Origin of the sequence: Rhizobium sp. N621, from assembly GCF_001664325.1 — a bacterium.
GTDB lineage: Bacteria > Pseudomonadota > Alphaproteobacteria > Rhizobiales > Rhizobiaceae > Rhizobium > Rhizobium esperanzae.
Window position 1 is genome coordinate 1632063 of record NZ_CP013495.1, and the last position, 12734, is coordinate 1644796.

The following is a 12734-nucleotide window of genomic DNA, read 5'->3' on the forward strand; positions in this document are numbered from 1 at the left end:
GGCGTCAGGAGGCGAGCATCAGGTCCATGTTCTGCACGGCCGCACCCGAGGCGCCCTTGCCGAGATTGTCGAGCAGCGCCACCAGATTGACCTGGGAACCGCCCGGCGTGCCGAAGACGAAGAGCTTCATCGTGTCCTTGCCTTCGAGTTCGACGGCATTGACGCGGGCAAGCACCTTGCTGTCGGAAAGCGGCACGACGGTGACGATATCCTGTCCGGCATAATGCGCGACGAGGGCGGCATGAATGCTTTCCATCGTCGTGCCCTCGGCGAGATTGTCGAGATGCAGCGGCACCTGCACGATCATGCCCTGCGCGAACTTGCCGACCGATGGCGAGAAAATCGGTGCGCGGTCGAGCAGGCCGTGCACGGTCATTTCGGGCACATGTTTGTGAGTGAGCGGCAGGCCATAAAGGAAATGCGGCGCGGTGATCGCATCCGGATGATCCGGGTTTTCCATCTGCGCGATCATCTGCTTGCCGCCGCCGGTATAACCGGAGACTGCGTTGACCGTCACCGGATAGCCATCTGGCAGAATTCCGGCGGCGCGAAGCGGCCGGATAAGGCCGATCGCGCCCGTGGGATAGCAGCCGGGGTTCGAGACGAAGCGGGCGGAAGCGATTTTCTCGGCCTGCTCTTTGTCCATTTCGGCAAAGCCGTAGGCCCAGCCGGGATTGACGCGGAAGGCCGTCGAGGTGTCGATAACGCGGACGTTGTTGTTGGCCGAAACCATCTGAACTGCTTCCTTCGACGCGTCGTCGGGCAGGCACAGGATGGCGATATCGGCGCCGTTCAGCATATCTTCGCGCATGGCGGCATTGCGCCGCTCGGCCTCGGGAATGGACAGAAGCTCGACATCGCGGCGGCCGGCCATGCGCGTGCGGATCTGCAGACCCGTTGTGCCGTGTTCGCCATCGATGAAGATTTTCGGTGCCATGTTAGACCTGCGCTTTCAATGGGTTCTGAGGATTTCCGGATTCAATTTGAACGATGATAAATCAGCCTTGTGACACCGCAATGGCGCGTCGCTCGGCATGAAGGCCAAGCATATACATTGCCACCGTTGCCCCCGCAATGGCGGTGATATCGGCATGATCGTAGGGCGGCGACACTTCGACCACGTCGGCGCCGCGGATATCGAGTTGGTGCAGACGCTGCAGCACCGAGAGGATCTTGGCGCTCGATGGTCCGCCGGCAACCGGCGTGCCGGTACCTGGCGCAAAGGCCGGATCCAGGCAATCGATATCGAAGGTGAGATAGGCAGGGGCGCCGCGCGTATGAGAGATGATTGCCGAGGCGATGTCGCCGGCATTCATGTCTTCGACCTGATGACCATAGAGAATATTGAGGCCGCAATCCTCCGGCGCATGGGTGCGGATGCCGATCTGGATCGAGCGGTCAGGATCGATGATGCCCTCGCGCACGGCCCGCGCCACGAAGGAGCCATGGTCGATACGCCGCTCTTCGTCGAACCAGGTATCCTGGTGAGCGTCGAACTGCACGAGTGCGAGAGGCCCGTGTTTTGCCGCATGGGCTTTCAGCAGCGGCCATGTGACGTAATGATCGCCGCCGAGCGTCAGCAGAAAGGCGCCGCTGTCGAGGATCGCGTTGGCCTGGCGTTCGATGGCACCAGGTGTGTCCTGATGATTGCCGTAGTCGAGCAGACAATCGCCATAGTCGATCACCGCCATGTCGGCAAACAGGTCCCGGTTGAAGGGATATTGCGCATCATTGTCGAAAATCGCCGAGGCGCGCCGGATCGCCTGCGGGCCGAAGCGCGTGCCCGGCCTGTTCGATGTGGCGGCGTCGAAGGGAATGCCCCAAACGGCGACATCGACGCCGGCAAGTTCTTTGGTGAAGCGGCGGCGCATGAAGGACAGCGCACCGGCAAAGGTGGGATCGCTGGCGGCCGAAGTGAGGCTGGTCGCCATGAAGGCATGATCAATGGTCTTGTTCGCCAAGGGGGGCTCCTTCTCTGTGGGCGCTAACGTAGTCGCGTTCGATGTCGACCTTATATTGCCAGGCCACCGATCACGACCAAACCGCCTGATGGCGTCCGCCCGATCCTGCCCCGAAAGGAACTGATGTTTCCTTTCGGGGCAGGTAAGGGGTAGGCGAGGTGCGCCGAGATTTCAAGCGATGCCTCGCTTGACGGCCGCTCTGCGTTTTAAGCTGCCGCCATTCCGTGGCAAATTCTCAGACCGCCTTCCGCGCCAGCTGGCGCAATCCGGCCAGCGTTATCAGCGCTGCCGCGCCGGTATAGGCTGCGAGCGGCCAGATCGTGTCGCCGTCGAGCAGAATCACGAACAATGTGCCTGCAACAGCGACCAGCAGGCTTTCGACGCAGAAGTAGAGCGCCACGGCTGTTCCCGCGGTATTGCCGAAAGCAGCAAGCGCACCATTGGCCGTGACGGCTGTCGCAAAGACAATGCCGATCGCGATGATCCACATCGGCAGGATAAGGCCGATAAGCGGTGCCTGCAGAAACATCTCTCCTGTGCCAAGCATGACCGCGCCGACAAGCAGCATCGCCATGCCTCTTGCGAGACTGCCTGCGATGCCCCAGCGTGTGACGAAGCGGCTGGCAAAGCGCGCTGTCACGATCATCACCAAGGCCACCGAGGCAAAGATGAAGCCGAAGGTGATGCCGGAAAAGCCGGCCCGATCGATCAGGATGCGGGGTGCGGTCGAGAAGAAGACGAAGAAGGCTCCCATCGCCGCGCTGAAGCCGGTCGTGTAGATCCAGAAGGAAAAGCTCGCGAGGATCGGGCGTATGGCGATGCTTGTCGCCGTCGTAGCGGGGCAGGTTTCATGCCACCGCATGACGGCATTGAGAATTGCGACGGTCGACAGTAGGCCGATGACGAGAAAGATGGCTCGCCACCCATAATGGTCGGCAATCACCGCGCCGACGATTGGCCCGAACGCAGGCACAAGCGATAGCAGGGACCCGAGCAGGCTATAGATCACGCTGCTTTCCGGCCGTTCGGCGTAGACGTCGCGCACTGTTGCGAAGGTGGCGACAAGAGCCGCCGAGGCGCCGATCGCCTGCAACAATCGCAAGGCCACGAAGAGGAGGGCGGATGAGGCCCCGGCAAGCAGAAAGGACGCAAAGGCAAAGAGTGCCGCCCCGCCGAGCAGCACGGGCCGTCGCCCGACGATATCGGAGATCGGACCAAAGACAATCTGGCCGACACCGAGCACAAGCATGTAGAGGCTGAGGGTCAACTGGATGACTTCAGGCGAGGTGCCGAGCGCCTGGGGCATCGTCGGTACGACCGGTAGATAGATGTCCATGGCAAGCGACGCCAGGATGTCGAAAGGAGCCATCAGCAACAAACTTGCCGGCACGGAGTAATTCCACGACGGAATTTTCGGGTAAGACATGGGTAAGATCCGCTCAAATGATTTTCATTCGGCGGCGATCTGTCATTCATCAGTATCGGATTTGCTGGGACAGATGCCGCAACAACAGCGCAAAGTTGTTGCGGCTTAGTCGTCTGCGGACTTGGTTGTTCCCATGATGCGACCTTGATTGCGGCTCCGCTCGTTCGCGAAGCGGTTTGTCGGATTTCTACCAGCAGAACCGGAGTGCTGCAATGGCGACCGGCGAGGCGATGCCGGGATTCATCGAACGCCAAAACAAAAAGGCCGGGTTTCCCCGGCCTTCGTAAATTCCCGTCTGTCCGAAGCGATTAACGCTTGGAGAACTGGAACGAGCGGCGGGCCTTCGCCTTGCCGTACTTCTTGCGTTCGACGACGCGGCTGTCGCGGGTCAGGAAGCCGCCCTTCTTCAGCACCGAGCGCAGGCCCGGCTCGAAGTAGGTCAGCGCCTTGGACAGGCCGTGGCGAACAGCACCGGCCTGGCCGGAGAGGCCGCCGCCGGCAACGGTTGCGACGATGTCGAACTGGCCGTCACGGGCAGCCGCGACGATCGGCTGGCGCAGGATCATCTGCAGTACCGGACGGGCGAAATATTCCGCGAATTCCTTGCCGTTGACGATGATCTTGCCGGAGCCCGGCTTGACCCAGACTCGGGCGACGGCGTTCTTGCGCTTCCCGGTCGCGTAGGAGCGGCCGAGCGAATCGACCTTGCGGACGTGGGCCGGAGCAGCAGCTTCGGAAGCCGTGCCGAGATCCTTCAGGGAGGAGAGGTCAGCCATGATCAGGCGCTCCTTACGTTCTTTTTGTTGAGCGCGGCAACGTCGAGGGTGACCGGCTGCTGGGCTTCATGGGGATGGTTGGAGCCGGCGTAGACGCGCAGGTTCTTCATCTGGCGACGGCCGAGCGGGCCGCGCGGAACCATGCGTTCGACGGCCTTTTCGAGGACGCGCTCCGGGAAGCGGCCTTCGATGATCTGGCGTGCGGTGCGTTCCTTGATGCCGCCGGCATAACCGGTGTGCCAGTAATAGACCTTGTCGGAGTACTTCTTGCCGGTGAAAACGACCTTGTCGGCATTGATGACGATGACGTTGTCGCCGTCGTCAACGTGGGGCGTGAAGGTTGCCTTGTGCTTGCCGCGCAGGCGCATAGCGATGATGGAAGCGAGACGGCCAACGACCAGCCCTTCGGCGTCGATGATCACCCACTTCTTCTCCACCTCTGCCGGCTTCTGTGAGAAGGTTGCCATAGTGAATACTCTCTTTTAGGACCCTTGGCCCGAGGGCTTTAAGGGCGTTTCTTGTTGCTTGGATTGGCAGGCGCAAGACATGCCAAAAAGAAAGCAGCCCGGAAGGCTGCGTTCTGGCGCGGTGTATAAAGGGAATGTGACATCGGGTCAATATCGACATTTTTGACGATCTGAAAAAAATAATAATAAAAACAGCAACTTATTTGTACGGTATTATAATACCTCAAGTTTGCCGGATCTCAGGAGGGCGCGTTTCGCCCTTCTAGCGCTGCCGCGACCTGGATTGGGACGCGCCGGGCCACGGTCCAGAGCGCTCCTAATCCTTGAACTCGTGAGACGGCGCGTTGGGGCAGGCGGCTGCTGTCGGTCATCGAGTGCCGGCTCGAAAAGCGTCGCAGCCGCCGCAAACTGTCGGAACTCACCGATGACGAGCTTCGCGATATCGGTCTGACCCGTGCACAGGCGACGGCCGAGATATCGAAATCGTGGTTCTGGTCCTAATCACGCCGTGGCGGGGAGGGCGGATCCTGCTCGAAATTATCTGTGCCTTGTGGCAGAACAGCTGTGTGGAAATCCAAGCGCAGGGAGCAGCATCATGGCCGAAATCGTATCCTTCCGAAAGGACGCGGAGAGGGCGGACGGATTGTTGCTCCGTTCGCTGCGCGATGGCGTGCTGCGGCTTGTGCTCAACGACCCGCCGGCCAACGCACTTTCAATCGCGCTTCTCGAGGCGCTGATGGCCGAGCTCGAAAAGGCGGGATCGGACGCGGATGTGCGCGTCGTCGTCATCGCCTCGACCGGCTCCGTCTTTTCCGCCGGCCATGACCTCAAGGAACTCACCGCCCATCGCGTCGACGAAGACCAAGGCGCTGTGTTCTTCGAGAAAAGCTTCCGCCTCTGCGCCGATCTGATGCTGAGGATCACGCATCTGCCGAAACCCGTCATCGCCGAGATCGACGGGCTTGCAACCGCTGCCGGCTGTCAACTCGTTGCCTCCTGTGATCTGGCGATCTGCACGGACACGTCGACGTTCTGCACGCCGGGCGTCAATATCGGCCTGTTCTGTTCGACGCCGATGGTGGCGGTAACCCGTGCCGCCCATCGCAAGCAGGCGATGGAGATGCTTCTGACCGGCGAGACGATCGATGCTTCGACCGCCAAGGATTTCGGCCTCGTCAACCGCATCGTGCCGAAGCAGTATCTGGCGCAGGTCGTTTCCAAATATGCGGCGGTGATTGCCGGCAAATCGCCATTGACCTTGAAGATCGGCAAGGAGGCCTTCTATCGGCAGCTCGAACTGCCGGTGGAGGCGGCCTATGACTATGCCTCCAAGGTGATGGTGGAGAACATGCTCACGCGGGATGCGCAGGAGGGCATCGGCGCCTTTCTCGGCAAGCGCAAGCCGGAGTGGAAAGGCGAATGATCAGGCGAGTTTCAGAACCAGCACGCCGATCGCGATGACGACGCCGGCGACGTAACGCCAGATGCCGGCTTTTTCCTTGAAGACGGCAACCGAGAGCACCAGCGCAAACAGGATCGCAGTTTCCCGCAGTGCGGCAACGGTCGCCACCGGCGCCTTCGTCATCGCCCAAAGTGCCAGTCCGTAGGATGCAATCGATCCCGCGCCGCCGATCAGGCCGCGCCACCAGTTGCGGCGAACGTGATGCAACACCGTCAGGCTGCCGCGCTGCGACGCCGCCCAGGCAAACAGCAGTATCGGCGGCAGCAGCGACATCCACAACGTATAGGAAACCGCATTGCCTGAAAGACGCGCGCCGATGCCGTCGACATAAGTGTAGCTGGCGATGACGAAGGCATTGGCAATGGAGAAGGCGACCGCATGGCCGCTGCTGCGCCGAGCCTCCAGGGCGAGCGTCAGGACGCCGGCTGAAATCGTCATGATCCCGGCAAGAGCGGCGGCGGAAAGATGTTCGCGCAGGACGACACCGCTTGTCGCGGCGACCAGCAGCGGCGCGCAACCACGCATCAGCGGATAGACGAGGCCGATATCACCGGCTCGGTAGGCGGCGGCAACCAGCTGGAAATAGGCGAACTGCAGGATGGCCGAGGCGCCGATGAACGGCCAGGCTGCACTTTGCGGCAACGGCAGAAATGCCAGAAACGGCAACGCGGACACTGCGCCGCCGGCCGAAATCAACGCCGCATCCAGGGATTTATCGCTTCCCGCTTTGACGATCGCGTTCCATGTCGCATGCAGCAGCGCACCGAACAGAACGAGCAGGATGACGTCGAGAGGCAAGGGATAAATCCGGTGCTGCGGAGGAAGGCGAAGCGCCTCGCCCCGACGGGGCAGAATTGTGGAAAGACAACTGATATTTGCACGAAAATGCATTGCCGCGGTCGCGGATGCGTTTTCGGTCCAATACCATCCTTTCAATATGCAAACAATGTCTGGGTCTGACGACAAGTTTTACGTGCGCGCGATATGCGTTCAATCCACGCGATCTTCTCAACTATGAGATGCTTCTAATGGACGAGAGAACACATCGTGATCTTATGGGGAACCGAAGGAGAAAACGGCTGGAGGAAATCCCGAGTTGTTCTTTCTATGCTGCTGAAATACAGATATTATTCTATAACTTTGACATAGGCGAAAAAAGAAGCTTTAGATTGTATACTCTCGGAGAAATCGCAGCGCGCGATTGAACTCTAAGCCTGTTTGCAAGCGCGAAAGGCAAACGGCGCCTGCAGGGCGCGCGGCGGCGGCGACGTCAGAGCTGATGATGCGGAACGAAGAGCATCCCGTCAAGGTTGTCTATGCTCTGGCAATTCAGAACCGGGCAGCGGGGATCATCCTTTGCCGGGATATGAGTCCATTCCGCGTAATCGGTTGCGTCGCAATAATTGCTGTTGCGGACGTAGCGATCATAAAGCGGCAGCCCGCGGGGAGATTGGTAGCGGAAGATGACGGCGCCCTGATTGTGGATGGCCGCCCGCACGTTGGCGCAGCTCATCGTGAGCGGATTGTAGCGCGAGATCGCCGCTGCCGGTGATGCGGCGAGCACAAGCATGACGGCAAGAGCAATTTTTCTCATTGAATCATCCTCAGGGCCATTCAACTCCTATATACGCAGAACGCGTGCAGCCGGTTTGCCGAAATGAAAAAATGCCGGCGGACTCAAAGGCATTCTCGGAATGGAGAAACGGATATGAATCACGACGCCTACACGGATGATTATCTCGCCGGAATCCTGCAGTCGGTAAAGACCATCGCGCTGACCGGTGCCTCGCCCAATCCGGCCCGGCCGAGCAACGGCGTCATGGGCTATCTGCTGTCGCGCGGCTATGAGGTGATACCCGTCAATCCGGGGCAGGCGGGCAAACAGATCCAGGGCCGCACCGTCTACGCGCGGCTTGCCGACGTTCCGGTGCCGATCGATATGATCGATGTCTTTCGCGCCCCCGAATATCTCGATAGGGTTGTTGAGGAGGCGTTGGCGCTGAGGCCGTTGCCGAAGGTGATCTGGGCTCAGCTTGGCGTCCGCGACGATGCCGCGGCTGCAATGGCGGAGGCTGCCGGCATTAAAGTGGTGATGAACCGCTGCCCGGCGATCGAATATCCTCGTCTCATTGCCTGAGCAGGGCTGCCCTGAGACGGATTTTCCACCGAACGCCCAAGGGTTGAAACGGATCGCGATTAACTTTCGTCGGCGACAAGCTATGATCCTGCCCGGTGAACAACAATTCGGAGGGCGACATGGCCAAGAACGATCCTGGATTCAACACCTTGGCGGTCCACGCAGGCGCACAGCCCGATCCGGCGACCGGCGCACGGGTGACGCCGATCTACCAGACGACCGCTTTCGTCTTTAACGATTCCGATCATGCCGCCGCCCTCTTCGGCCTGCAGGCCTTCGGTAATATCTACACCCGCATCATGAACCCGACGCAGGCCGTGCTCGAGGAACGCGTCGCCGCGCTCGAGGGCGGCACGGCGGCCCTTGCCGTCGCCTCCGGCCATGCGGCGCAGATGATCGTCTTCCACACCATCATGCGCCCGGGCGAAAATTTCATCGCCGCCCGCAAACTTTATGGCGGCTCGATCAATCAGTTCGGCCATGCTTTCGAGAATTTCGGCTGGCAGGTGCGCTGGGCCGATTCTGCCGATCCGGCGAGCTTCGAAAGCCAGATCGACGACAAGACCCGCGGCATCTTTATCGAAAGCCTTGCTAATCCGGGCGGTACCTTCGTCGATATCGCCGCCATTGCCGACGTCGCGCATCGTCACGGCCTGCCGCTGATCGTCGACAATACGATGGCAACACCCTATCTCATCCGTCCGATCGAACACGGCGCCGATATCGTCGTGCATTCGCTGACTAAATTTCTCGGCGGCCACGGCAATTCCATGGGCGGCCTTATCGTCGACGGCGGCACCTTTGACTGGTCGAAGTCAGGCAATTACCCGATGCTGTCGAGCCCGCGGCCGGAGTATAACGGCATGGTGCTGCACGCGACCTTCGGCAATTTCGCCTTCGCGATCGCTGCCCGCGTGCTCGGCCTGCGCGACCTCGGTCCTGCGATTTCGCCCTTCAATGCCTTCCTGATTTTGACCGGCATCGAGACCCTGCCGCTCAGAATGCAGCGCCACAGCGACAATGCCATCGCTGTCGCCCGGTGGCTGAAGGCGCACAGCAAGATCGCCTGGGTGAATTATGCCGGCCTCGAAGACGATCCGAACCATGCCCTGCAGCAGCGTTATTCGCCGAAGGGCGCAGGCTCCGTCTTCACCTTCGGCGTCAGGGGCGGTTATGAGGTTGGCAAGACGCTGGTCGAAGGACTTGAGCTCTTCTCCCATCTTGCCAATGTCGGCGACACCCGCTCGCTCGTCATTCATCCGGCCTCGACGACGCACCGGCAGCTGAACGATGAGCAGAAGATCGCCGCCGGTGCCGGACCCGATGTGGTGCGCCTTTCGATCGGCATCGAGGACGTCAAGGACATCATCGCCGATCTCGAACAGGCGCTCTCCAAGATCTAGTGTAGTTCGTCACATACCTCTGACACCTACGTCCGCCTCTGAATTGAGATTACGCCGGCCATGGAAGGAGCAGACATAATTATTGCAGTGGAAGACAACGGGGCAGGCTGCCCGCCCGACCCTGGCGACGGGGTCGGATCGAAACTCGTCAAGCTGATCGCGGCAGTTCGACGGCGTGGTAATAAGGCACCCTTCGGACAAGGGATGTCCTGTCGAAGTCAGGCTGAGGTCGTCGCCTCGAGGCTGACGGCGTCTTGGGGCTTCTGACGCGTCGCCTCGCTCCCCATCGGGCCGCGTGAAGCCCGCCCTTTGTTGTCAACAGTAGGAGGGTGGTAGAAGGGCATCACAAAACACCGCTGCCTGCACGCTCGCAAGCTGATCGTAGGATAGGCTTTCAGGCTCAAAGCTCATGGCAGTCCTCCTTCGTGATACGAAGGAAACAGCGAACAGATAATTTGGTTCGCGATGGGGACTTAGATCCGAGAAGCCATGGCCGGAAGGCGTACCGCCATCATGAAGGTAGGTCCCGACAGCTTCTGGAAGGGCAGCGCAGGAGCGGAACACCGCCCCTGTTGTGCCGGTTAGCCACACAAGCGTTGGCGCTACACGCGCTATCGTTCGTGTAGGGCCTTCGAAATACCTGCCCAATAACGGCCCTGTCGCTACGTCGGTCCCGCCTGCGGGCCTCGACGATAGGTTGGATGAACGTACATCATTTATTACTTCGCATCTGCGGTAATTATCATACGATTTAAAACGCTAAATAAATACAAAAATCAGTTGCTTACTCGAAATTTCTCGACTAGGTTTTTTTACAGGGGAACTCCGAAATAACCGGCTCTCGCCGACGATACTCAGCGGTCTGCTGACCTCGCTTGAGGGGAGGATGATGACGTTGTTTGTCCGACTTCGTTTCTTCGCAATGGTGCAGCGAATGCGTGATCTCGTCTCGATCCGATACCGACCTACGACGGCAATCTGACGCGTCGTAACCTTTGTTCCGCTTTTCTAAGATGGTGCTCCCCGTGTGGCGCGCCCGGGGTTTGTTATGCAAAAGCAAGCTGTCGTATTCAATGGTCAGGAAGTCGGGATCGCGGTCCCTGTCGAAAACCGCCTGAAATTCATCGCTGTCCGCTTCAATGTCATCGATTTGGACAACAGGCTCTTTGACACGGTTACCGAAATCCGGCGCGCCATTACAGAGCATCTCGCGTCCAGCGGTCGCGCGATCGCCTCTCACTGAGTGGCAGGAGATATTCTTCAACGCCACGGCACAACTGGGACTGCAGGCTCACTTATGAAACCCTGCAAAGCTGCCGCGTTTCAACTTGTGAGGAGATGAGGAATGTTGATCACGAGCGTCCAAGAAACAGAATGGGCCGTGCTCTCGCTGTCCGTTCAATCTTGGTTTAGGCACTACAAGGCCAAACCGGACGACAAAACATCGGAAATAATCTGCAGCGCGGCAATCGACCTTTTCAATCGCGGCCATCGCACCCAGGAGGAACTCACCAGTATATTAATCGCGCGGTTCCCCCTGATCGCGCCGGCGCCCGCAGCCTTGCATTAATCGATCCGAGGCAATGGGAACATCTCGAATCTCAGCGCACTCGAAATCCGATACGAGGCCAGCAACAAAGTCTAATAGGCAATAGATGGCGCTTCTCTGATTGGCGGAGTTAGGTCACGCGCCTTGTTCGTATTTCGGCGGTCGCCTCAGTTCTTGACCGAGGCGATCTGGGCATGGTCCCTTATGAAGTAGCTGGCCTCCAGCGCCTGCTCACGTGACGATGGTGTCGCGGTAGTCCCAGAGTTCGCGCAATAGCCTCGCGACCTAAGACGCCGGCGCGCTCGATGAACGATCTAAGGCGTTTCGCCTTTGAAGTGCCGCGCCCGTTGAAGAGGCGGCCCTCGCCAACCTTCGTGGCGGACATCGTAATGTCGGCCCGACGACCTTTGGAGTACGACGGCTGCCACCTTTTGCTGACCGCGGTGGATGGAGCAATCATGCCTCTCGTCATTCTCACCGGTGCATCTGGGGCCGGGAAAACGACAATTGCCGAAGCTGTTGAGCGGCTGCATGGGCAAGAGATCGACGTCTTTTACAAAGACCGCATCGGCGTTCCGCCCGTCCAGGAGATGGTTCATCAATTCGGCTCTGTCGAAGGATGGCAGAGAGCGGCCATTTTCGGATGGATGGCTCGACTGTCGCCGCTCCTGACAAAGGGGCGCAGCGTCCTGTTTGAGGGCCAGGCGCGCTTTTCCTTTCTGGCCGAAGCTGCCGAACGTGCCGGGATCGGATCGCATTCCTGTATCCTGATCGATTGCGACGACGACACCAGAGCCAGCCGCCTTTCCATTGATCGAGGTCAGCCGGAGTTGGCAAATCCGGATATGATGAACTGGGCCGCCTTCCTACGGCATGAAGCAGCGGCATACGGATGCGAAATTCTCGACACATCGAACTTGACGCTGGAACAGGGAGTTGAACGAGTTCTTCGCGAATTGCGGCGGCAGCGTGTTTGATCCGGACCAGGCTTTGAAGTTTGGCCGTTCCAGTGCGGCGTTCGTCCACTTCTTCTGGTAAAAAGCATAGAATTCGCGCAGAGGGAGGCAAAATTGAACCTGACTTTGGAGTTGTTTGTCCAAACGCCTCAGACATCGATTGATTTCTACCAGCGAGTCCTGGGCTTTGAAGTCGAGGGCTCGGCGAGCAGGGAATATACGATGTTGAGAAACGGCGACGCCGTCATCGCGATCAATTCCCAAAGCGTCCTTTCCAGCGATCATCCGTTACGCGGCGAAATCGGCAACAGGGTCGGCCTCGACGTCGAGATCGTCGTGAAGGTCGCTGATGTCGAGGATGCCTATCGCAAGGCGGAAGAGAGCGGCTGGCCACTTTCCGCCCTCGCCACGCAGCCTTGGGGACTGCGCGACTTTCGCCTTGTCGATCCCGACGGCTACTATGTCAGAGTGACCAGCACCCATACGAACTGACCGGTCCGTCATGGCGGTAATGGGCTTCGTGCCAAACACGCTGTGGCTCCGCCGCGGCCACCAGTTGCAAATTCGCTCGTATCAGTTGCTGCCCTTGTCATCAAC

14 protein-coding genes and 1 pseudogene are annotated in these 12734 nt (G+C 59.5%); 8 read left to right on the forward strand and 7 right to left on the reverse strand.

The genetic code is table 11. The features are described 5' to 3' along the window. Positions 1-4: 4 nt before the first annotated feature. From argC to rplM, 5 genes are all read right to left on the reverse strand, one after another. A complete protein-coding gene (gene argC, locus AMK00_RS07930) occupies positions 5-937 on the reverse strand; it encodes an N-acetyl-gamma-glutamyl-phosphate reductase (RefSeq protein ID WP_064810095.1) in 933 nt (310 codons plus the stop codon). 61 nt (positions 938-998) lie between these two features. After that, complete coding sequence (gene speB, locus AMK00_RS07935; protein WP_064810096.1) at positions 999-1961, reverse strand: agmatinase; 963 nt, start codon at positions 1959-1961, stop codon at positions 999-1001. 235 nt (positions 1962-2196) lie between these two features. Further along, the gene (cml, locus tag AMK00_RS07940; RefSeq protein ID WP_064810097.1) at positions 2197-3387 is read right to left on the reverse strand and encodes a CmlA/FloR family chloramphenicol efflux MFS transporter; all 1191 of its coding nucleotides are present in this window, start codon (positions 3385-3387) and stop codon (positions 2197-2199) included. Positions 3388-3695: 308 nt separating this feature from the next. Beyond that, complete coding sequence (gene rpsI / locus AMK00_RS07945) at positions 3696-4163, reverse strand: 30S ribosomal protein S9 (protein ID WP_009995734.1); 468 nt, start codon at positions 4161-4163, stop codon at positions 3696-3698. A gap of 2 nt (positions 4164-4165) precedes the next feature. Next, positions 4166-4630, reverse strand: a complete 465-nt coding sequence (gene rplM / locus AMK00_RS07950; RefSeq protein WP_064810098.1) for a 50S ribosomal protein L13 — start codon at positions 4628-4630, stop codon at positions 4166-4168. 330 nt (positions 4631-4960) lie between these two features. Between rplM and AMK00_RS30610 the strand changes: the two are divergent. Together AMK00_RS30610 and AMK00_RS07955 are read left to right on the forward strand one after the other, a co-directional pair. Continuing rightward, a pseudogene (locus tag AMK00_RS30610) lies at positions 4961-5131 on the forward strand (DUF1127 domain-containing protein); the annotation flags it as partial. A gap of 94 nt (positions 5132-5225) precedes the next feature. Continuing rightward, positions 5226-6053, forward strand: a complete 828-nt coding sequence (locus AMK00_RS07955; RefSeq protein WP_064810099.1) for an enoyl-CoA hydratase — start codon at positions 5226-5228, stop codon at positions 6051-6053. Here the strand turns inward: AMK00_RS07955 and AMK00_RS07960 are convergent, their stop codons facing one another. Further along, positions 6054-6890 (reverse strand): EamA family transporter, encoded by an 837-nt coding sequence (locus tag AMK00_RS07960; RefSeq protein WP_064811673.1) that lies wholly within the window; start codon positions 6888-6890, stop codon positions 6054-6056. Between the two features lie 472 nt (positions 6891-7362). Beyond that, positions 7363-7686, reverse strand: a complete 324-nt coding sequence (locus AMK00_RS07965) for a hypothetical protein (RefSeq protein ID WP_064810100.1) — start codon at positions 7684-7686, stop codon at positions 7363-7365. 114 nt (positions 7687-7800) lie between these two features. On the opposite strand from AMK00_RS07965, the gene AMK00_RS07970 reads away from it, so the two are divergent. From AMK00_RS07970 to AMK00_RS07995, 6 genes are all read left to right on the forward strand, one after another. After that, positions 7801-8229 (forward strand): CoA-binding protein, encoded by a 429-nt coding sequence (locus AMK00_RS07970; protein ID WP_064810101.1) that lies wholly within the window; start codon positions 7801-7803, stop codon positions 8227-8229. Positions 8230-8348: 119 nt separating this feature from the next. Continuing rightward, positions 8349-9632, forward strand: a complete 1284-nt coding sequence (locus AMK00_RS07975; protein ID WP_064810102.1) for an O-acetylhomoserine aminocarboxypropyltransferase — start codon at positions 8349-8351, stop codon at positions 9630-9632. A gap of 1048 nt (positions 9633-10680) precedes the next feature. After that, positions 10681-10875, forward strand: coding sequence for a hypothetical protein (locus AMK00_RS32905; RefSeq protein ID WP_064801787.1), 195 nt, complete (start codon positions 10681-10683; stop codon positions 10873-10875). A 102-nt stretch (positions 10876-10977) separates the two neighbouring features. Then, the gene (locus AMK00_RS07985; RefSeq protein ID WP_064810103.1) at positions 10978-11202 is read left to right on the forward strand and encodes a hypothetical protein; all 225 of its coding nucleotides are present in this window, start codon (positions 10978-10980) and stop codon (positions 11200-11202) included. A 284-nt stretch (positions 11203-11486) separates the two neighbouring features. Further along, positions 11487-12158 carry an AAA family ATPase gene (locus AMK00_RS07990; protein ID WP_237350450.1) on the forward strand — a complete coding sequence of 224 codons (672 nt, stop codon included), beginning with the start codon at positions 11487-11489 and terminating at the stop codon, positions 12156-12158. A gap of 93 nt (positions 12159-12251) precedes the next feature. Continuing rightward, the gene (locus tag AMK00_RS07995; RefSeq protein WP_064810105.1) at positions 12252-12629 is read left to right on the forward strand and encodes a VOC family protein; all 378 of its coding nucleotides are present in this window, start codon (positions 12252-12254) and stop codon (positions 12627-12629) included. Positions 12630-12734: the final 105 nt, after the last annotated feature.